Source organism: Candidatus Uabimicrobium helgolandensis, assembly GCF_041508025.1.
GTDB lineage: Bacteria > Planctomycetota > Uabimicrobiia > Uabimicrobiales > Uabimicrobiaceae > Uabimicrobium > Uabimicrobium helgolandensis.
In genome coordinates this window covers 6,122,975-6,143,395 of the sequence record NZ_CP165719.1, presented here as the reverse complement: position 1 = coordinate 6,143,395, position 20,421 = coordinate 6,122,975, and the positions used below count along the sequence as shown (strand labels likewise).

The window sequence follows — 20,421 nt, the reverse complement described above, 5'->3', positions numbered from 1 at the left end:
CGCGAGTAACATTGAGCCCAAGCGCGTTTCCCAAAATTTTCTAAAAGCGCCCTAATGTTGTACTTTTGAATATTATGTTACTACTTTGAAGATATAATCTTATGTACCTTGGTAAACTACTGAAATAATTCTGATTCTGACTTTTGTACAGCTGCTAAACCCTCCAGTTTTTCTTTTGGTTGTGGAGCGTTTTCGTAGCGCCAAAATCGAAGAATGCTACTAAAAATAAAAACTAGATCTTCGAGAATAATGTATAGTGCTGGCAATACTAGAAGAACAATAAATGTTGCGAACAATATACCGAAGCCTAGAGAAATTGCCATTGGGATTAGAAATCTTGCTTGGACTGATGTTTCGAGAATCATTGGTGCTAGGCCAAAAAATGTGGTGAGTGAGGTTAGGAGTATTGGGCGTAGTCTTCTGACAGAGGCTTGAATTATGGAGTCTTTAGCACTTAGTTTTTGTTGGTAGCGAAATTCATTTGCGGCAACTATTAGTACTAAAGAATCGTTTACCACTACTCCAGTAAGGGCTATTAAGCCGAACATACTTATTAAACTTAAGCCGAAGCCTAGTATTACATGCCCCCAAATAGCTCCAATAATTCCAAAAGGAATACAGAACATTACTAAGAATGGTTGGAAGTAGCTGGCAAAAGAAATGGCTAGTAGTGCGTAGATTACCATTAATGCGAAAATGAAACCTATTTGTAGAAACTCTAGTGATTCTCTTTGCGAGGCTTGTTCGCCTTCAAGGGAGTAAGTTAGTCCTTGGTATTTGCTTTGTAGTCTTGGTATATCATTGGCGATGATCTCACTCATAATATTATTGCTGTTACCTTGTTTATTATCTACATCTCCTGTTATGGAGATGATTCTACGACCGTCGCGACGATTGATTTCGGTGTAGGCGTAACTGTAGTTTAGCTTTGCTACTTCCATTAGCGGAACTTCTAAGCGGCTTGGAGTGCGGAGGATCATTTGTTCTAGTGTATGATAGGTACTTCTTTCTTCTAAAGGTAAACGTACCATCACCTTTACTTCATTGCGTCCGCGTTGTTGCCGCAAAGATTCTAAGCCGAAGAAAGCTCCACGTATTTGAGTCGCTATATCATTAGCAGTTAGGTTTAAACTGGAAGCTTCTTTGCGAATTTTAAAATCAATTTGTGGTTTTCCTTGCGAGACACCATCGTCAATGTCTTTAGCACCATTATAAGTACTAACTATATTTGCCAATTCTTGTGCTGCGGTTTCTAGTATTTCTCGCGAACGATGACTAAGTTCTATTTGAATGGCTGCTCCAGAACCGTTACCTATACTCGAATCAAAGTTTATCGATTGTACATTAGGTAGATTGAGAGTGAGTTCACGCCATTTACGCGCAAAATCTTGACTGCTAATTTCACGCTTCGATGCGGTAACTAAATATATTTGTACACCAACTATATGACTGCCAGTGGCACCTCCTTTTTGTACGCCAGGGGAAAATCCGCCAATAGAGGAGCCTATTTTTGCGTAAATGCCGCGCTTTATTTTTTCTCCGCCATTTTCGGCGATGACTTGGTGTGCTTTTTCGATGAGTATTTCTTTTATTTTTCTCGAATCTTCAACAGCAATACCAAAGGGCATCAGTACTTGCGCTGTTACACGGTCGGAACTGATTTTTGGCATGAAGGTAAATGGTATTCTACCTCCTATCACTAAACTAACAGAAAGAACAAAAATGGCAATGGCTATTGATAAAGTGGTGTAACGTTGATTAACACAAACTCTAACAACACGAGCATGAACTTTATCGGCAAAAAACGTCATTACTTTGCTAAAAATTTTACTCGGTATTCCCAGTACAAACCAAAATACATTTGGTTTGTCTTTGTGCGATAAGTGCGCGGGAAGAACAAATAGTGATTCAATCAACGAAACAATGAATACTGATACGACAATAGCTGGTATTTGTTTAAACAAATTACCACTGTCCCCTGGAACGAAAAACAATGGTAAAAATGCCGCAATGTTTGTTAAAACGGCAAATATTACTGGTAAAGTCATTCCTTTTGCACCTAGAATAGCGGCTTCCATAAATGGAAGCCCTTGCTGACGTTTTTCGTAAACATTCTCGCCAACAATAACCGCATCATCGACAATAATTCCTAAAGTTACGATAAAGGCAAATAAGGAAATCATATTAATTGATGCGCCGGTAAAAGGTATAAACAAAAACGAACCGAGAACAGAAATTGGTATGCCAAGAGTGACCCAGAAAGCTAGGCGCGGATCGAGGAAAAGTCCTAAAAGCATGAGAACGAGAATAAGCCCTATACCTGCGTTTTTTAATAACAAGAACATACGATCTTGGTATACTTCCGAGCGATCATTCCAAATAGCAAGTTTAACGCTTTCAGGGAGGTGAGTGCGTATTTCTTTTACATAGCTGTTTGTTATTTTTGAGATACTTTGCGGAGTTTCATTGCCTACGCGAAATACTTGAACTTCAATGGCAGGTTTACTGTCGTAGGATGCTTCCTCATCGGTTTCTGAAAATTGATCGCGAATGGTGGCAATATCTTTTAAGTAAATAACACTACCACTAGAATCAACAACAATAGGTATATCCATGTATTCTTGTGCATAGTCTTTTCGTTCTTGGGTACGTAGCAGTATTTCTCCGCCTTTAGTCTTGATTCCTCCTCCTGGCAACTCCAAAGCAAAGGCACGTACTTTATTTGAAACATCTGTTAATGTCAAGTTGTAACGGCGTAGTTGTTCTTGAGGGATTTCAATGGCTATTTCAAAAGGTCTTTTCGCACCAAGAGTTACCAAAGTAATGCCTTTTTTTTGTAATAAACCATCGCGAATTTGTTCGGCTATTTCGCGTAAGCGATATTCTTGTTGATTACCATATACCATAACAGAGAGAACTTGATTACGCGCTTCAATTAAACTAACAATCGGTCTCTCTGCGTCTTCAGGAAATGTTTGTATTCTGTCTACAGCATTTTTAATATCTTGTAGTGCTTTACTGGAATCAGCGCCATTTAACAAAGAAGCGGTAACTTGTGCTCTACCTTCAAATGCATTTGATAGAGTCGATTTTACTCCATCAAGCCCTTGGATAGAATCTTCTATTGAAAGTATAATTCCTTGTTCTACTTCTTCGGGACTTGCGCCTGGATAGGAAATTTCAATGCTAACGCGCTCACTCACAAATTCAGGAAATACTTCTTGTTTTACACCAACAGCAACAATTAAGCCACCAAGAATAAATATACCCATAAGTAAATTAGCGGCAACATGATTTCTAGTCATCCAAGCAACGGGCCCACCTAGCTTGTTATTCATTATTTCTCCCTTGTTTCTTCAAGGAGCATTCCTGGTATAGCAATTGATAAGTTACTTGTTATAATTTTTTCACCATCTTTTAAACCTTCAACAAATAAAAACTCATTGTTGCCAAATGCAATTTTGACAGAACGAATGTCAAGTTGGTTTTTAGCATTTTTTATCCAAACTTCGTTGTTCTGGTGTATTGCGTATCGCGGAATTTTATAAACATTGGCTGTTGACTTTCCTTGGATTTCAACTTTTACGTATGACCCAATTAACATTGGTTTTTTATTTGTTTCTTTTCCAAGAGCATCATTTACCTTCACTAAAATACGCGCCATACGTCCTTGAGGGTCAAGATCTCCTAAAATTCCAATGACATAGCCACTTCTTATATTGAATTGGCCTTTTCCCAAATTTTGTTTTATGCGCGCTTTTGAACCTTTTGTATCATAACTGTTTGGTATAACTAGTTGCGACAATTGATTAACAGAAATATTAACTCGCACCCAAAACGCGTTAGAGTCAGCGACTATCGCCACCGAATTTTGGGCGTTAATAAGTTGTCCTACCTCAATAGATTCTTCTATAACAAGAGCCGAGAATGGAGATTTTATTATTGTTCTTTGTAAGTCTAGTTCAGCACGTTTTACGCTATTTTCAGCAGCCATAACCGCTGCTTGTTTTTCCTTGAGATGCGGTTTACGAAGCGCTAAATCAGAGTTAGGTTTATTAGGCATTGTTTTATTTAAAAGTTCCCATTCGCGAGCAGCAACTACTTGATTCCCTTCTTCTAATTTAAGCTCAAACTGAGCTCTCACGAGACTTGCTTGTTGTTGTTTATGGCGAATTTCAAACTCTTGACGATCTATATGCAGTATATCTTCACCTTTGTCAATAATTTGGCCGACAAGTAATTTCGGGTTTTGCCAAACAACACTACCACTTACCTGCGGACGAACACTTAACCTACGGTAGGCCTGCACAGTTCCGTAGCCAATAATAATATCGCGCTTTTTTTGTTTTTTAACGGAGATAGTTTTTACAATCACTTTGCTTTTTACTGTATCTTTGCGAGACGGTTTGGGTTTTGAAGTAATAATTTTTTTGCCAAAGTATAAACTCGAGAAGATAATAGCGAGCGGTAAAGCTATTTGTATAATAATAATATAGCTAGCTTTAAGAGCGTATCTCATAATTTTTTTCATTTCATGTCCCTTTGTACTTTTGTGAATGAGTTTTGTAGCCAAGATCCGCCCATAGCTCTATAAAGTTGTGCTCGAAATAACAGCAAATTTTTTTGTTGTGCGATTTGCTGCCTTTGGAGATTTTGTAAATTTTGTAAAGTGACAATTACCGTCAAGTAGTCATTAAGACCACTGATATATCGAGATTGCGATTCTTGCAAAGTTTTTTGTGCTAAAGCAATTTGCTCGGAAATATTCGCCATCAATTTTACTTGCTCTCTTTCTTGAACTAAAGCATTCTCTATTTCAAGGAGAACTTTGAGATAAGTATCGGCAAATCTATGAGCTATTTCATCAACAATGGCCTTGCGTCTTTCAATTTCCTGAACTCTACGACCTCCATCAAAAAGAGGTGCAGTTAGATTTCCTATAATATTTAGAATTTCTTGATGAAAAAAAGTAGAGACTTTTGTGGTAGCCCATTCATAAGAAGGCGTGATAACTAAGCGTGGAAGTCGATCAGCTACAGCTACAGCAATATCGTACTCTGCAGCTTGTAATTGTAATAGAATAGATTGTAAGTCTGGACGGCTTTTAATTAACATTTTCGGAGCGACAATTTTGGGAAAAGGTGGTAAAGTTGCTAATTCTCCTGATGGCTTTATGTTTAAATTTCCAGGTGGTACAGCTGTCAACACCGCGAGTTGTTGTAATGATGTCTCAAGTAGAGAACGCGCTGTGGGAATTTGTCCTTCGAGAGCCGCGAGCTGTTGTCGTTGTTGTAGAACATCAACTGCCGAACTACGCCCTAAACTAAAACGTAGTTCTGTTAATTCTAAGAGCGTCGTTGCTACTTCAATTTGCTCTTGCAAGAGATTAAGAGCTGCTTGTTGTTCTTGTGCCGTAAACCAAACATCGACAATAGAACCACTTAGTAATAACATCGTCTGTTTGACATCTTCTTTACTGGCTTGGTATCGTAAACGAGAGGCTTCATTTTGTGATGAGATACGTTTCCATAAATCAACCTCGTAAGACAACCCAATATTGACAAAATAACGTTGTTGATTAAAAGCTTGCGCTCCTCCAAATCCACCACCGCCACCTTGGAAAATATTGTTTCCGTTATCTTCATTGTCTTTAAAGCGGTTATATGTTGCTCCAACACTTAAATCTAGTTTTGGATATAATTCCGAACGATCTATACCATTAATAGCAAGAGCTTGTTGTAAACGGTTCCATGCTTGTTTTACTTCAAGATTTTTTTCTAGCCCTTTTTGCATCACACTATTGAGTTCTTTATCGGCAAATTCTTCCCACCAATACCCTATTTCTTTTTCACCTAGATAATGATTGTGGTATGATGTTGGTATTGATTGTGGAGTACTGTGATCTCGTACTTTGTAAGGGCTACACGCATTTAACAATATTAAAAAGGCTATATATAATATTCTATTCATTGTTTTGTCCATATGCGAATTATAAGAGAATAGATCGTAATTTGATTCAACATAGTAAGGAATGTGGCGTAAAATACTGAGATATTCTTATTTGCCGCTCCCCAAGAGCCTGTTACTTAACATTGGTTATAAATTTTAGTACAATTTTATGACAGGCTCTTTAGATTATATCACTATTATCAAGACATCTTCTGTAAAAACTTAAGTTATTATGAGGTAAATCGATGAAGAATCTATTTTATAAAGAAAAGATCTTGTTTAAAAGATTAAAAAATGGCGTTTTGTGTGTAGAAGCAAATAATCAAGAAGATATGTATTTTGGTAATGGTTATGCACAGGCTGTAGATCGCGCTATGCAAATGATTCTTACGAGGATTATTGGTCAAGGCCGCATTTGTGAACTTTTGAAAAATAGCGACGCAACTTGGGAAGTGGATGTGTTCTTTCGACGGATGAATTGGCAAAAAAATGCAGAAAGAGAATTAGAGAAAATGTCTGCTGAGAATATTGCCAAACTTACAGCGTGGTGTAAAGGAGTTAATCATGCGCTTCGCGAAAGTATTCCTTGGGAATTTCGTTTACTAGGAATACGAGTTGAACCTTGGGAAATAAAAGATAGTGTGTTATTTATGCGTATGATTAGTTATTTAAATTTGCAACAGTCGCAGGCAGAGATGGAAAACTTGATTATGCAACTCGTTCAAAATTCTATACCACTTTCTCATCTCAATGAATTATTTCCTGGCCAGTTAGAAGGTATTGATATTGATTTGATAAAAAAAGTACAATTACAAGAAACAATTGTACCAAAAAATTTGCCATGGATGCCAGGTATTTCCGCTTCTATTGCCTCAAATAACTGGGTCATTGATGGTAGTAAAACTCTGTCTGGAAATCCCATTTTAGCGAATGATCCTCATTTAGAAGGAAATCGCCTTCCCAACGTGTGGCAAGAAGTGTTACTTAAATGCCAAGAAAATTATGTTGTTGGTGCTGGAATGCCCGGAATACCAGGAGTTTTAATAGGGCGTAATAACAATGTGTCGTGGGGAGCGACATATTCCTTTATGGATAGTTTAGATTCATGGGTAGAGACGTGTCAAGATGGAAGATACTTTAAAGACGATCAGTGGCACCCTTTTACAAAAAGAGAAGAAACGATTTATCGAAAAAAGAAAGCTCACAAGGTGTACTTTTACGAAAACGAACATGGAATTCTAAGTGGTGATCCTTACAATAGTGGCTGTTATCTAGCTACTAAATGGGCTTGTTCTGAAAACACAGGAGCTCTTTCTCTTGATTCATTGTTTTGTGCTGCGTTTACCGTTTCGACAGAAGAAATGATGGATGTTTTAGGACAACTAGAAGTTCCATTTAACTGGGTAATCGCCGACCATCAAAACATCGCCTACCAAATGTCTGGTTTAAGTCCTATACGAAATTGGTCAGGTTTGTATCCGGCAGATGGGCGCTTTTCTGAAAATGATTGGCAAGGATTCCACTCTTATAAAGATCTGCCACGAGTGCTTAACCCTGAACAAAAATATATCGTTACTGCCAACAATGATCTTAATCATCTCGGAAAAGTTTCCCCTATTAATTTGTGTATGGGTAGCTATCGTGCAAATATTCTTTCACAAATTTTGGAAAAAGCAGAAGATATTTCCAGCGCTGACTGTATTAAAATGCAGCATAACCTTTTCTCTTTACAAGCTAAGGACTTTATGAAGGTGTTAAAGCCAATACTTGATAATAGTGATGCAGCGCAAGAACTCCGAGAATGGAATTACCAATATGACTTGCTTTCAAAAGGAGCTTGGTTATTTGAACAGTTTTACGGCCAACTGCTTTACGATGTTTTTGCTACTATTGGCGGGGAAACTGTATTTCGTTTTTTGCAAAAGGAAACAGGGATTTTTGTAGACTTTTTTAAAAATTTTGATTGTATACTCTTGCAAAAAACTAATTGTTGGTTTGCAGGTAAAACCCAAGAACAAGTTTTTAACGATGCTTATCAAAAAAGTATAGCGAGGCTTTCTTCCTCGGAAATAAAAACTTGGGGGAGCAACCAAAAAATCGAACTAACCAATATCTTTTTTTCTGGTAAATTTAAATGGTTATTTGACTATGGACCTGTTGATATACCTGGCGGACGCGCAACAGCCCAACAAGGTCAAATTTATCAAAGTGGAGGACGTAAGACAAGTTTTGTACCATCTTTGAGAGTCATTGTCGATATGAACACTACCGGAATAATGAGTCATATACTAGGAGGGCCAAGTGATAGAAGATTTTCGAGATATTATACTTCTGAAGTTGACATGTGGCGAACCCAGCGTTATAAATATATAGATCCGTTTGTGGAAGATGAGGCCAAGTTTATTTCTAATTTATTTACATAGAGTACATAATATGGACGATTATTATAGATTTATACAAAAAAATTTGCGACTACCATATGTGCATCATATGATTATTGCTGATTTACAAGGAAATACAATTGTAAAGAGTACCGGAAGTACAGAGGAAGAAGCAGCAATGTCTTCATTTTTACACCAAAGTGCACTCCAAGTGGGTGAAGAATTTGGTTTGTCGTCTTTTCATAAGATTTCTTTTGAGTACAAAACTTATAAATGCATTATCACCGAGCAAAGAAATATTTTAATTCTAGTAATGATAGACAAAGATATTTCGGATAGTAAGTATATTTCCTATCTTGAAAAAACTTTAAGCTAAGCGACAAAGCAAAAAGACCTGCTCAGTGCAATCTTTTATTTTCTAACGTGGCACGACGAAAACGCACAGTCGCGTAACTGTGGACTCAAAACTAAAAACCAAAAGAACAAATATCAATGTGTAAATACTTTTGGCGGGTGACTTAAAACTATTTATAAATATGAATTATTTCAAACTGTTAGTTAAATTACTGAAATCGGTGTTGCTTTTTGATGTATAACTATTGTAGAATTGAAATATATGTGTTTTTTAAGACAGTCTTGTTCTCTAAAACTTTGTCTTTAGTATTTGATTACATTTTAAAACATAAGGAAATTTAACATGGCCTCCTTGGAACAGATTTTATCTCCTATAAAAAAGTTACAAGGTATACAAGACGTTTTTTTGTACCGCGAAAGCGAGCTTGTATACTCGTTTAGCGATATTGCAGTAGATGAAAACCTTAAAGCGACGGTAGAATGTGTTGTAAATTGCTGCGATGTTATAAATAGCTCATACGGAGCTGACTGTGTTAACTTTACTTATAAAAATCAAAGTATTATTGCGCAAAAATTTGCCAGTGGATATTTAATTGTTGTCGTTGATAGTTTTTTTAATAGCAAACTTTTTGGGATTGCTTGCAAACCTATTCTCAACAAAATTGAAAGACATGTTTTTTGCGAACAAGCACAAACAAATCACTCAATAACATCAGTAACAAAAACAGAACATGTTAGTTCTATTAACCATAAAACAATTGGTGGCTGTTTAGTAGGAGCTCTTATCGGCAAAGGTGGGGCTGGTAAGGTTTACAAAGGAATCCACATTAATATGGGAATGAAAGTTGCCATAAAAGTTCTCACTCCGAATGAAGACGACGGTGATGCTATCCAACGTTTTGTCCAAGAGGGACGTATTTTAGCTCAAATAGAACACAATAACATAGCCAAAATTATTAATCTTGGTCACGAATCAGGCTACGATTTTTTAATTATGCGTTATATAGAAGGTGAAAATTTAGAGAGTATTCTAAAACGAGAAGAAGTTATACCTTACAGCGTTGCTTTATCAGTAGCTATTGATATTTGTTCAGGATTACAACAAGTACACAACCTTAAAGTTGTACACCGCGATATAAAACCATCGAATATTATCATTGAAAAAGATACTGCTATACCTATTTTGGTAGATTTTGGGAGCGTTCATCATATCAATCCCGATCAAGAAGAAACTAAAAAAGGTTCCATTATAGGTACACCTCTTTACATGTCTCCAGAACAGTGTATGGGAGAACCAATAAACCAAACTTCTGATATATATAGTCTTGGTGCAACATTATATCACTTAACAACTGGATTCCCTCCATTTGAAACCCCGACAAGTATGGCAACCCTCATGGCACACATTCATAAAGATGTTGTTCCTCCACACGAAAAAAGAGGCGATTTACCAGTAATGTTTTCTGAGGTGATTTGTCGAATGATGAATAAGAAACCTGAAAAACGCTATCAAAATATTACCGAAGTATCAGCAGCTTTAACTAATCTTAAAGACAGAAAAACCACTAATTTGCAAAAAGTAGTAACACGAATGATGAAAAAGAAAAAAGCAGGTTCGACAACCCAAGCATTGAAAATTAAAAAATATTTTGATGAGATGTAGAAGGTTAAATATCTAACTCATCAATCAACCAATTGCTAAATAGTGCAGCCCAATCACCAGGTTGTGCCCATTTCACGATGAGTTTTCCTTTCGAATCGAGATCGATCTCTACATTGTCCTAAATTTAAAGTCTCTCCTTGGCGTAAGTCTATAATCCAAATTTCAAATTCTGAAATTGCTGCTATTTCTTGTTGAGAGGTGGCATATCCACATAAAAAGGGATAAGCAACAATAACCTCTGAATCAGACATCCAAACATCTACTCTGCAATATTGTTCACTATTGAAAAAAAATACTGTTCCATCACACATAGACGACGCAGGTTTACTAACTCCAGCTATTGTCGAATGAATAGTAAGAAAAAGTTCCTTTGAAAGTAACCACTCTTCCCACCACGGATCTTGTAATCTACCTTCGTATTTGTTTTCTCGCTTACTATATCCTATCTCGCGGCAAGATCTGCAAAGTATAATATTATAAGGCTCTATAATTTTTTCACAACAGTACTTGCAAATATTTTTCATCTTACTTTTCATCTTACTTTTCCTTCTGACACTTTTGTCCATTTACTTTTTCTTTGTTATTATGAAAGGTAGTCTCTTTAAAATAAGTTGTACCATAGAAAATAAAAGCTATTATTGTTATTGTATTTGAAAATGAATATATCTACGAAGGGAAAGCTATATGGAAAAAATAATACTGATACTACTATTTGGTTTATCTCTGTACGCGCAGCAATCAGATCAGGACAACAAAGATGATTTACTTATCAAAGCGGTAAAAGATGAAAATGTCAAAATAATGCTTGAAATAATGCTTGCACAACGCGAAGAATTAGTAGAAAAAAAATATGCTTTACTAAATACAATAAAAGAACTTAAACAAAAACTGCAAATACAAGACCATAAGTTAACGCAACAAAAGCGAAGTAATAAAAAAGAACTAGAGTCTGCGCAAAAAAAGATTCGAGAGCAAAAAATACTTATTCAAGAGCATAAAATATTTAACTCTGCACTACAAAAACAATATGACAAAATGTGGAAAGAACTTAAAAGCAATTTTGATAATCATAATCTTATCAAGATTTATCAAAAAGCATCTGTTTTACAAAGAAATTATAATATTTTTGAAATAGTGATCAAAAAAAATAATACTTTTCAAATAACTCACGTAAACTATACATACACTGAAAAATGCAATTCACAAGAAGAGATTGAACGGTTTCTAGATACAAAGGTGCCGCGATCTGTGCATATAGATCCCAGCAGGAGTGTTTTTTTGGTTCTAGCAAAGCCAGATTCTTTTTTAAACGGGCGTCTCTGGTTAAAAGAAGTATTGAAAAAGATGAGAGTTGTATATGATGTTCAGTTGTTAACCGAATGAGCTTAGTTCATAAAAATATGGTTGCCGTTTAACCAAAGTATAAGTTTAGATGTCGCTATGAGAAGGCAACTGGGTTGGATAAATATATGTTTGAGATAAAACAACTGTAATTACAATTGTTTTATCTTGGCAAGACTATATTTTTTCTGTTAGGTGTGTTATTAATTAAATCAATGAAGCAAAATAACAGAAGTAATTGTCCGATATTACTTTAATTTTTGGAGAAAATGTTTCATAAAACCTCGAATATGAAACGCTCTTAGTAGTAAGACATACTCGTTATTTTTTCAACTAAATCATCAATAAGATCTGCGAGAAAAAAAACGCGGTTTTTTTTGGTTAGGTTTTCTAATCCGGGAAATAGAAAATCTATTTTTTTATTAACCTGAATCTCTGGTAAATCGGGTCCTAAATACCAATGTTGTGATTTTTTTTCTTGCTGTTGTATTTGTAGGCCACTATTTATATAGATTTGTACTTGATTTTGGTAGTTACCTTCTTCTAAATAGTGTTGTAAAAAAGAAATTGCTGATTTTATTTCTGAGGGAAGGTCGCCTTGAAAATAAATATTGATGGCTATAATGTCTTTAACAAATACATTAAATATTTTTTCGCAAAATACCAAAACAAAGGCAAATAAGTCAGCTAAATTGCGTTCGTGTTCCATTTCGTGGTCTAGCAATAAAAATAGATGCATTTGCCGACGAATACGAAATACAATTCCTTCTTCGCGTTTAAAGTACATTAATTCGTTTTGCATGTACTTGTAGTCAAAGTAATCTATTACCTCATTTTCTTCGATATAAGCTAATTCTGAAGGTACAAGAGAGGCTATATCTCCTTTGCGAGTGATTGAGTCGTATCCTCCTAGAGGTAGAGACTGCGGTTCTCCAAAAACAGCTGCTACTTCGTCGTTTTCTTTCACAGGTGTGATTTCGCCTGCGATATTTTCGCGTAAGTGTTTTTGAGAGAATACCATTTTTTGAAATAGACTACGAGCTGTTGGTGAAACAAAAAGTTGTGGATGAGTAATTTCAAAAATATCATTTTCGTCTATAGACTCATTGTTTTTGACTAAATGAGAAATAGCTTTTTGGTATATATCTTCAAGAGTATTAGAGAAATTATCATCACTTTTTGTAGTAGCCAGAGCTTGGTCTACATCGTTTACTGAAAATAAAATTTGTGGATGGTAAAAACTACCCGATTTTTCAGCAATGCGCTTTGTTACGGCTAAACATTTTTCGTTGTTTTCTTCTTTGGCAATTAGAAATTCACCTTCTAACAATGAAAAACCTTTTCCGCTCACTATAATATTAACTAATTTGTCTTCGAGATTAGCTTCTTTGGGAAAATTAGTACCAACGCTTCGGTGAGTTAATTTTCTCAATATTTTAGCGACTAATCCAGGAGGAAAACAGCAATAGCCTAATTCTACTAAATCTCTCCAAACAACAAAGCTCCATTTATCTAGCTTTTGGTATCCTGAATATTGTAAGGATGTTTGAAACCAATTGTTTACTTGTTGAGGATTTAAAAATTCCATTACATATTTTCCAGTAATACTGTGAGACGTTTTTTGATTTTGCGAATATCCTTAAAGTTATTTCCGCAATAACATAGTAAACGCATATCGTTCATTGTTACTTTTCCACCGTTAAACAAAAAAGCTTGAGTGACGATTAGCTTATACAGCTTGATTAACTTGCGGTCTGTAATTTCAATTGCCAATTCATTCTCTAAAATATCAATAATTGTTTTGAATGCTTTGGTCATTTTTTCACTGCCCATTGATTGTTCATTCTTTACCATTTGCGGAAGAACATAACGCAGTACATAATCATTGAGGTGTTTAAAGTCTTCTAGTGAACAGTCAGATTTCCATGGTTTGCTATTACTTCGTTTGCGGCATTCAAACTCGATGCCATATTTGATCAATTCATGGAAATGTGAGTCCTTGACAGAAACGGTTTCCATTTTTAATATAAAGCGATCTTTTAGAGCGTCGAATTCGCTAAAATCGGGTATTTCATTACTTGCAGCAAAAAGCATAACAAGAGGAACTTTAACAGGGGCGCCTTCTTCATAGTATTTTCTCTCATTAATAATAGTTAGTAGCATATTAAGTATTGCCGAATTGGCTTTAAAAATTTCGTCGAGAAATGCAATTTTAGCTTCAGGAAGGAGTCCTTGAGTTTTGCGTATATATTTTCCTTTTTTTAAGGCATTTATGTCCACTGGTCCCATTACTTCGCCTGGTTCGGTAAATTTAGTCAGCATATATTCAAAATATTCACTTTGTTGTAGGCCAATTCCTTCGCAAAAAACAGAAACAAGTAATGATTTTGCTGTTCCTGGTCTTCCGACGAATAATATAGGTTCTTGAGCTACAGTAGCGGTGATCATCATTTTAAGTATTTCATCGCGATCAATAAAAAATGAACATAAGTCATTGTAGTAACTAACTACTCTCTCGCGGCATTCGTTGATGTCAGAAATATTTGTTTTGGTCATTTATGTAGTCCATCCATTCTGAGAAATATAGTTAGCGTGATTCATCCACAAACTTTTTTTGCGCGCATAGAAATTATATGCACAAACACTATCAGGGAGTTTATGATAAACAATGCCTATTTGTAAAAATGCGACAAGAGTAAGTAACTCTGTCAAATAGGATGGATAAAAGTCTATCCATTCTAGTATTTTATCGAAAATTTGCATAAATATATCATCGCGTTTTTGATAAGAAGACAAAAATAAGCACAGTATTACATTTTCCATACCATCGCAAAAATCGATAAGGCTGTAACCTGAGTTAGGGCGAGGAAAAATAGCTAACATTTCATCAAAAAATTCTCTTTCATTTATTTTTTTGTTGTACATAAGGTGTAAGCGGTAAATATCGCAGTTCATTATAATTGTATTAAAATGAATATCGCCAAATACAAAATCATAAATACAGTCTTCAAAATCAGGTAGAGGACCATATTGAGTAATTAAATAAAGAAGTTTGCGTTGGTTTTTAGCGTTGTCAAAAGCGGTATATTTGTGAGAAAATTGATCTCTCCATCCTGTTCCGCCATTGGCATAATCGTTGTAAATAACCTCTACTTCCTTCGTTGTTTTTTCTTTGAAATCGAAATTAAATACCGGACGATAGACATCTCCTGTGAATATATTTTCAAAACTAGTATTCTTTAAGTCTTTTAAAGATAATTTTTCTAGCCATATTTTATAGGTGTCATCTACTTTATCAGTTTCAATACTATGGTAATTTTGTAAATACTGTAGTATTTCTTGCCATTCCTCCATCCACGAAGAAGGGTCTGCGTCTTCCAAAGGCAGGACTTCTTTGCCGAAATTATTTTGTAAGACTAGTGCAAATTGTCTTTCAATAACAACGCGTTGTTCCAATTTCGCGTCCGACAACCCAGATAAAAACTCAAGAGACTTTTTCTTAATGGCAACGAGTTCTTCTTCTTCTATTTTCGATGATTGCACGACTTTTTCTACTGATTTATCAAAATCTTCAAAAATATGAAACTTATATTCGGTACGGGCATAACCAATGCGCATAGCTGCAAGAGCATTATTGCGAACATCTTCATCATTAAATCGATGGGCAAAACACAGTTGTAAAACATAACTCAGTTCGGCTTTATACATTTTACAATCACGTATTTTAGCAAGAATCTTTCCTTTTGGATGATCATCTATGAATAGTTCGGGAATATCTAGTTCTCTTGCATTGGAGTTTTTTTGGAGAAACGATAGAAGCGCACTATGGTTATTAGAAATGATACACGACGTCAAGTGAGCCACAACCCCACACATTACATTTCCTAAGTCGTAACTTAACTGTGCTCGTTGTTGCCACAAATTTGCGTTAGCAATATCTTCAACTAAAAGACTATCTACTTCTTTTAATTTTTCTATGTAATTTAGACGTGTATCTTTAATTACCATTTTCTTTTTAGCGGCTTTTTTCAGTTTTTGTTTAGAAGGAGCAGACTTATCTTCTCTTATCTCTATGCCTTTTTTTCCCCCAGAATCCTTAATAACAACTATCGGATTGGGAATAATGTCAGGAAAATTTAAATCCCACTGATTTTGAAAGCTATCAATTTCGCGAATAGCTGTTTGAGCAGAGTACTGTAAAAAGAAAGTTAAGTCTTTTAATTCACTACTTTTTAAGCGCCAAACGTATAATTTTTTATTTGTATCTTCATCAAAGCACAGGAAATCTCCTCGAGAATTATACACTTGGACAAGCATTCTTTCTGGAAGACCTGGCATAAGACTTTTTCCTCGCGGAAAAAAAATACGCGATTCATATTTACAATAACTTTCAAATACAGCAGTTAGCTGACTTCGAAGTGCACTATCAGCTAAACGTCCTTCTGACATAATGAAAATATGACCATTATTGTCGAACCACGCGCGAAAACCAGCTAACTGGTTATAGTGAACCTGAGAAATTACCTTAATTAATTTTTTATGATCTTTTATCTTCCATAAAGATGGAATTCCTCGTTCATTTTCAATTAAACATAAAGGTACTGTAATTCGCTGGGCGTCGTCAGCCACGAGTTGCTGTAGTTTTGTTTCCTTTATGTCAATAATTTCATTTGCTGACTTCCAGTACACTGTATATGCTTGTGGAGAAGTATTTTCTTCTAAAAGTATAGTTGCGTTTCCCTGAATGTTTAGAGTTGTTGAAGTAATTTTGCCTCGTTGTTTCCAGCCTCGCTTAATAAATAGTTGTTCGACATCGTCGCTTTCGTTAAAAATGTCTAGTTGTCCTATATTTTCTGCCAAATGAATACACCATAAAGATGGCTGGGTTATTTTTAATAAGTAAAAATTTGCTTTCTCTGAAGGAGAAGTAAAAAAAATTTGTCCTTGTTGTAGTTGAAAGTGTTTAAAAATTAAATGCATAAACACTTTTAAGTTAGAGGTCTTTATGATAATCCGTTGCGTAATTTTTTGGCTACGATCTTCCTCTAATATTATTTTTTTTAGGAGATCGCTCCATTTTATTTTACGCGTTTTTATCTCAGGGATACCAAATTTCCACGGAATAGCTTTTAGAAAAGATTCGTCACTTTGTATTTTCTCTGGCAATGATAACCACAAACTCCAGGGGTATTTTACTTCTTCAACAAAATCCCCTTGGAGTTGTGAATATTGATTACTAAGTAGTTTCGCAGCCAGCGCATCGTTGAAATTTGGAATTCGTAAATACACTTGTTTTTTTAACATGTTTCTGCCTTTTGCTCTATGATTCTTGCAATACTTTTTGAAACTGATCTTTGTCAAGAGTCCTCTGTTTTAGTAAACTTTGACAAAGCGTTTCTAGTAGTTTTTTATTGTTCGTCAAGTAATCACTTACGTCTTTGAGGATTTCAATTAAAATAGCATCTATCTGCGGAGAAATAATACTATAAAAATACGGATTTGTGCTACCACGTTCGTCAATATAACTTCTTGGTACACCTAAATTTCCCATGCCATACCGTTTAACCATGTCTTCAGCAATAAAAGTGGCGTGAACTAAATCTTGCGAAGCCCCAGTAGAATACTCGCCAAACATAATTTTTTCTGCGCTATACCCACCTAGGCAAATAGATATTTCTTGACGTAATGTCGATTGAGTATACATGTTTAAATCTTTTCGCTTGGCTTCAACCATGCCAAGAGCATTGGTGAGTCCACTTTCAATTGTAATGCGCTTAATTTCATCTACTCTATCGTATTTGTGATACATTAAAGCGTGGCCTATTTCATGAATAGCAACAACTTTTTCTTCTTGTGAACTAAGCTTGTGTAATTTAGATTTCTTATTTAACCAAGAAATAAGATCTTTTCCTGTTACACAGTCTAAATCTTTGTTGATAAGGTGTCTTTTTAGATTGCGCATAATTGCATTGAGGTGGTCACCAGTATGCGGAGTGAAAGTTTCGGTAGGGCGCTCACTCCAGTCTGCGAGATTATCAATATCTTTTTCATTTAAATTTGTTTGAAGTTTTTTGTTGTACAATTCTAAAATTTCTTTGCGATCTTCCCATTTAGGGTAACTAATTTCGATTTGATACTCAAAGCGTCCAGGTCTCAAAAAGGCTTCATCTAAACTTGTGACAAAGTTGGTAGTACCAACAACAAAAATTAGCTCTTCTTTACGGAATCCATCTAACTCTGTGAGTAGCTGGTTTACCATCGAATGATGAGCTTGGGCTCCACCATCGGATTCTCCAGATCGATGTGATGCGATGGAATCAATTTCGTCAAAAACAATAACAGATGGCGCAGTAGAACGTGCTCTTGCAAAAAGACGGCGGATATTTGCTTCTCCTTGTCCTACCCATTTTGATTTTAATTCCGGCCCACTAACAATATGAACAGTAGCGTTAATGGCTTCGGCAATTCCTTTAGCAAATAATGTTTTTCCTGTTCCTGGAGGTCCTTGAAAAATGATCCCTTTAGGTATTATACCCTCTATTTTTTCAATTTCTTTAACATTGCCGCTTTTAAAAGCTCTTTCTAACAAACCCAATATATTTTCGCGAATTTTATCTTTTACATCTTTATAGCCTGCTATGTCACGATCTAAACAAATACCTGAAAGGTTTGCCGTTCCTGTTGCTGTGTATTCTCGTAATTCGCGAAAATATTCCTGACTCATATTTGGGATTTCAGGGTTATAGTCGGCTTTACTATCAAAAATTTGCATAATTTGTCTGAGTTTGACAGGATTTAATCCTGAGATATATTTGTACAACTCCATAACATTTAGTTCTTGTTCTGCAAATTTTCGCGCTTCGCTTTTAGCAATAAGTTTATGAAGTTTACTACGCGGAATACCGACGAGTTCTGCCTTTGCTGGAAATGCTTGCGCAATGAGATCAGGAATAGGAAAGTCTGGATCTTCAAAAGCTGCAAGTACCAAAAATGGGTTTTCGTGAATAATGGTCATGACTTCCTTGCCTTCCATAGATAATGCTCCATGGGCAATAGAAGTAATAATATCAAGATAAGGGAGTAAGAATATTTTGTCTGTTTCTGATGAATAGACTATGTCGCGAAAATGGTTGACAATTTTATTGATGCGGCTTGTCTGCATTGCTTCGCTAGAGTCACTTCTACCATCAATAATTGCAATTTGCTTCCCTTCTTTAGTTAATTTTTTCTTTATAATCAACTGCAAATAGGGAATGATTTGTTTTTCACAGCGAATAAGTACAGACATTCCATCTTTGAGCCGCGACCAGATGAAACGAATTTCATTGCTATAACAGTATTCTACTGCTTGATACATCGATACATTCTCAGGTAAATCATCTATTTTTATATGTAACATACCTTTACTTTCTGCTACAATAAGTAACAATCATCTCGTGTAGGCAAGTTATGGGGAATAATTGCATGATACGCTACTTAACCATTGTTTTTTGTTTTTGTCTTTGTTTTACCAAGGCAGATACTACGAACTTTCATATTCGTTCTGTTGTTAACATAACAAAAGATTCTATTGTCCAAAATGTTTACTTTTCAAAAGAAGTGTACAATAACGTTTTGTACGGTAAAAGAAAAAACTACACCAATTATACACAGTTTTCACAGTTTTGTGCAAATCTCAATAGTATTTTTATCAACGATACTATGTTGACAATTTCCAGTATAGAGTGTGAAGTAAAGACTCTCTATGTACAAACTACTTTACGATATACTTACGTAACACCGCCACAAAAAATCAAAGTTTCCTGGCACATATTTCCCAAAGATATTCTACCTGTCGCTAAAAAATCGTGGCAACTTTCTCAGATTGAATTGTCTTCTGATATGTTAAAAAATTGGTCGCAGAAGTCAAATAGTAAAAATGATGTATACTTGATTGCGAAAATAATACACGCATCCCCTATGGAAACAAAACTCAACAAACAAAAAAAAGATGTATTGTGGTCTCCTAAATACACTAAAGCACCGCAAAAAATTAAAGTTTCTACTGAAAAACGCGCTCGTGTTGCCTCGTGGTTTTTATTTTTGACTTTGTGTTTATTCGCAATATACTTTCGCAAAAAAAACATCATCTTGATCACTTTCTTGGCTTTGGCATTTTACGTTTTACCATTTTCTTTTCAGCATTTGAGAATCGTGAACCATACTGTAGAAAAACCAATATCCAAGGATGCAAAAAAGCAGATCATTCGTACTTTACTTCACAACGTTTATAATTCTTTTTCCTATGACACTAAAGAAGAAGTGTATGATATGCTGAGCTTTAGTACGAGTGGTAATATGCTAGAAGAAATATATCTCGAAGCGCACCGCAGTCTATTTGTCGACGCAAAAAATACTTTTCTCATAGATAATGTTGTTATTCACGATGATTATGTTATAGAATTAAAAAGTGACTCTTTCCAGGTAAAAGTAAGATGGCAAGTCAGTGGTTGGGCTGTACATATGGGGCACAAACATCTACGTACAAACGAATACGAAGCAGTTTATACCATAAATAACGTCAATGGTTTTTGGAAAATCGTCGCATGTAGAGTTTTAAAACAAATTAGAATTTTACCTTAATTACTAGGCCTATCTCTTCAAAAATTGAACCTTTCTCTGTGGTTTATTTTACTTTAACTGGGCGCATCGATATTTAGGTTTTTTTGAAATTTGAATAATTTGGGACAATAG

General features: G+C 35.3%; 13 protein-coding genes. 5 read left to right on the top strand and 8 right to left on the bottom strand.

Features of this window, described 5'->3' with window-relative positions:
• Nucleotides 1-116 precede the first annotated feature (116 nt).
• The 3 genes from UABHE_RS22830 to UABHE_RS22820 are packed head-to-tail and all read right to left on the bottom strand — an operon-like array spanning nucleotide 117 to nucleotide 5,970.
• Nucleotides 117-3,338, bottom strand: coding sequence for an efflux RND transporter permease subunit (locus tag UABHE_RS22830; protein ID WP_372365606.1), 3,222 nt, complete (start codon nucleotides 3,336-3,338; stop codon nucleotides 117-119).
• Nucleotides 3,338-4,531: an efflux RND transporter periplasmic adaptor subunit gene (locus tag UABHE_RS22825; RefSeq protein ID WP_372365605.1), complete on the bottom strand. Its 1,194-nt coding sequence runs from the start codon at nucleotides 4,529-4,531 to the stop codon at nucleotides 3,338-3,340. The genes UABHE_RS22830 and UABHE_RS22825 overlap by 1 nt, the downstream gene beginning before the upstream one ends.
• Nucleotides 4,528-5,970, bottom strand: a complete 1,443-nt coding sequence (locus UABHE_RS22820) for a TolC family protein (RefSeq protein ID WP_372365604.1) — start codon at nucleotides 5,968-5,970, stop codon at nucleotides 4,528-4,530. Before UABHE_RS22820 ends, UABHE_RS22825 begins: the two co-directional genes overlap by 4 nt.
• Nucleotides 5,971-6,194: 224 nt before the next feature.
• Here UABHE_RS22820 and UABHE_RS22815 point away from each other — a divergent pair, with 224 nt between their 5' ends.
• From UABHE_RS22815 to UABHE_RS22805, 3 genes are all read left to right on the top strand, one after another.
• Nucleotides 6,195-8,372: a penicillin acylase family protein gene (locus tag UABHE_RS22815; RefSeq protein ID WP_372365603.1), complete on the top strand. Its 2,178-nt coding sequence runs from the start codon at nucleotides 6,195-6,197 to the stop codon at nucleotides 8,370-8,372.
• Nucleotides 8,373-8,382: 10 nt separating this feature from the next.
• Nucleotides 8,383-8,706, top strand: a complete 324-nt coding sequence (locus UABHE_RS22810) for a hypothetical protein (protein WP_372365602.1) — start codon at nucleotides 8,383-8,385, stop codon at nucleotides 8,704-8,706.
• A gap of 321 nt (nucleotides 8,707-9,027) precedes the next feature.
• Nucleotides 9,028-10,347 (top strand): serine/threonine protein kinase, encoded by a 1,320-nt coding sequence (locus UABHE_RS22805; protein WP_372365601.1) that lies wholly within the window; start codon nucleotides 9,028-9,030, stop codon nucleotides 10,345-10,347.
• 53 nt (nucleotides 10,348-10,400) lie between these two features.
• Here UABHE_RS22805 and UABHE_RS22800 read toward each other — a convergent pair whose 3' ends face one another.
• Complete coding sequence (locus tag UABHE_RS22800) at nucleotides 10,401-10,883, bottom strand: hypothetical protein (RefSeq protein WP_372365600.1); 483 nt, start codon at nucleotides 10,881-10,883, stop codon at nucleotides 10,401-10,403.
• Nucleotides 10,884-11,031: 148 nt separating this feature from the next.
• Between UABHE_RS22800 and UABHE_RS22795 the strand changes: the two genes are divergently transcribed.
• Nucleotides 11,032-11,730 (top strand): hypothetical protein, encoded by a 699-nt coding sequence (locus tag UABHE_RS22795; protein WP_372365599.1) that lies wholly within the window; start codon nucleotides 11,032-11,034, stop codon nucleotides 11,728-11,730.
• 259 nt (nucleotides 11,731-11,989) lie between these two features.
• Here UABHE_RS22795 and UABHE_RS22790 read toward each other — a convergent pair whose 3' ends face one another.
• The 4 genes from UABHE_RS22790 to UABHE_RS22775 are packed head-to-tail and all read right to left on the bottom strand — an operon-like array spanning nucleotide 11,990 to nucleotide 19,087.
• Complete coding sequence (locus tag UABHE_RS22790) at nucleotides 11,990-13,276, bottom strand: hypothetical protein (RefSeq protein WP_372365598.1); 1,287 nt, start codon at nucleotides 13,274-13,276, stop codon at nucleotides 11,990-11,992.
• The gene (locus UABHE_RS22785; RefSeq protein ID WP_372365597.1) at nucleotides 13,276-14,244 is read right to left on the bottom strand and encodes an AAA family ATPase; all 969 of its coding nucleotides are present in this window, start codon (nucleotides 14,242-14,244) and stop codon (nucleotides 13,276-13,278) included. Before UABHE_RS22785 ends, UABHE_RS22790 begins: the two co-directional genes overlap by 1 nt.
• Nucleotides 14,245-16,992 (bottom strand): hypothetical protein, encoded by a 2,748-nt coding sequence (locus UABHE_RS22780; RefSeq protein ID WP_372365596.1) that lies wholly within the window; start codon nucleotides 16,990-16,992, stop codon nucleotides 14,245-14,247.
• A 16-nt stretch (nucleotides 16,993-17,008) separates the two neighbouring features.
• Nucleotides 17,009-19,087 (bottom strand): AAA family ATPase, encoded by a 2,079-nt coding sequence (locus UABHE_RS22775; RefSeq protein ID WP_372365595.1) that lies wholly within the window; start codon nucleotides 19,085-19,087, stop codon nucleotides 17,009-17,011.
• A gap of 65 nt (nucleotides 19,088-19,152) precedes the next feature.
• Here UABHE_RS22775 and UABHE_RS22770 point away from each other — a divergent pair, with 65 nt between their 5' ends.
• Nucleotides 19,153-20,310, top strand: coding sequence for a hypothetical protein (locus UABHE_RS22770; RefSeq protein WP_372365594.1), 1,158 nt, complete (start codon nucleotides 19,153-19,155; stop codon nucleotides 20,308-20,310).
• Nucleotides 20,311-20,421 lie beyond the last annotated feature (111 nt).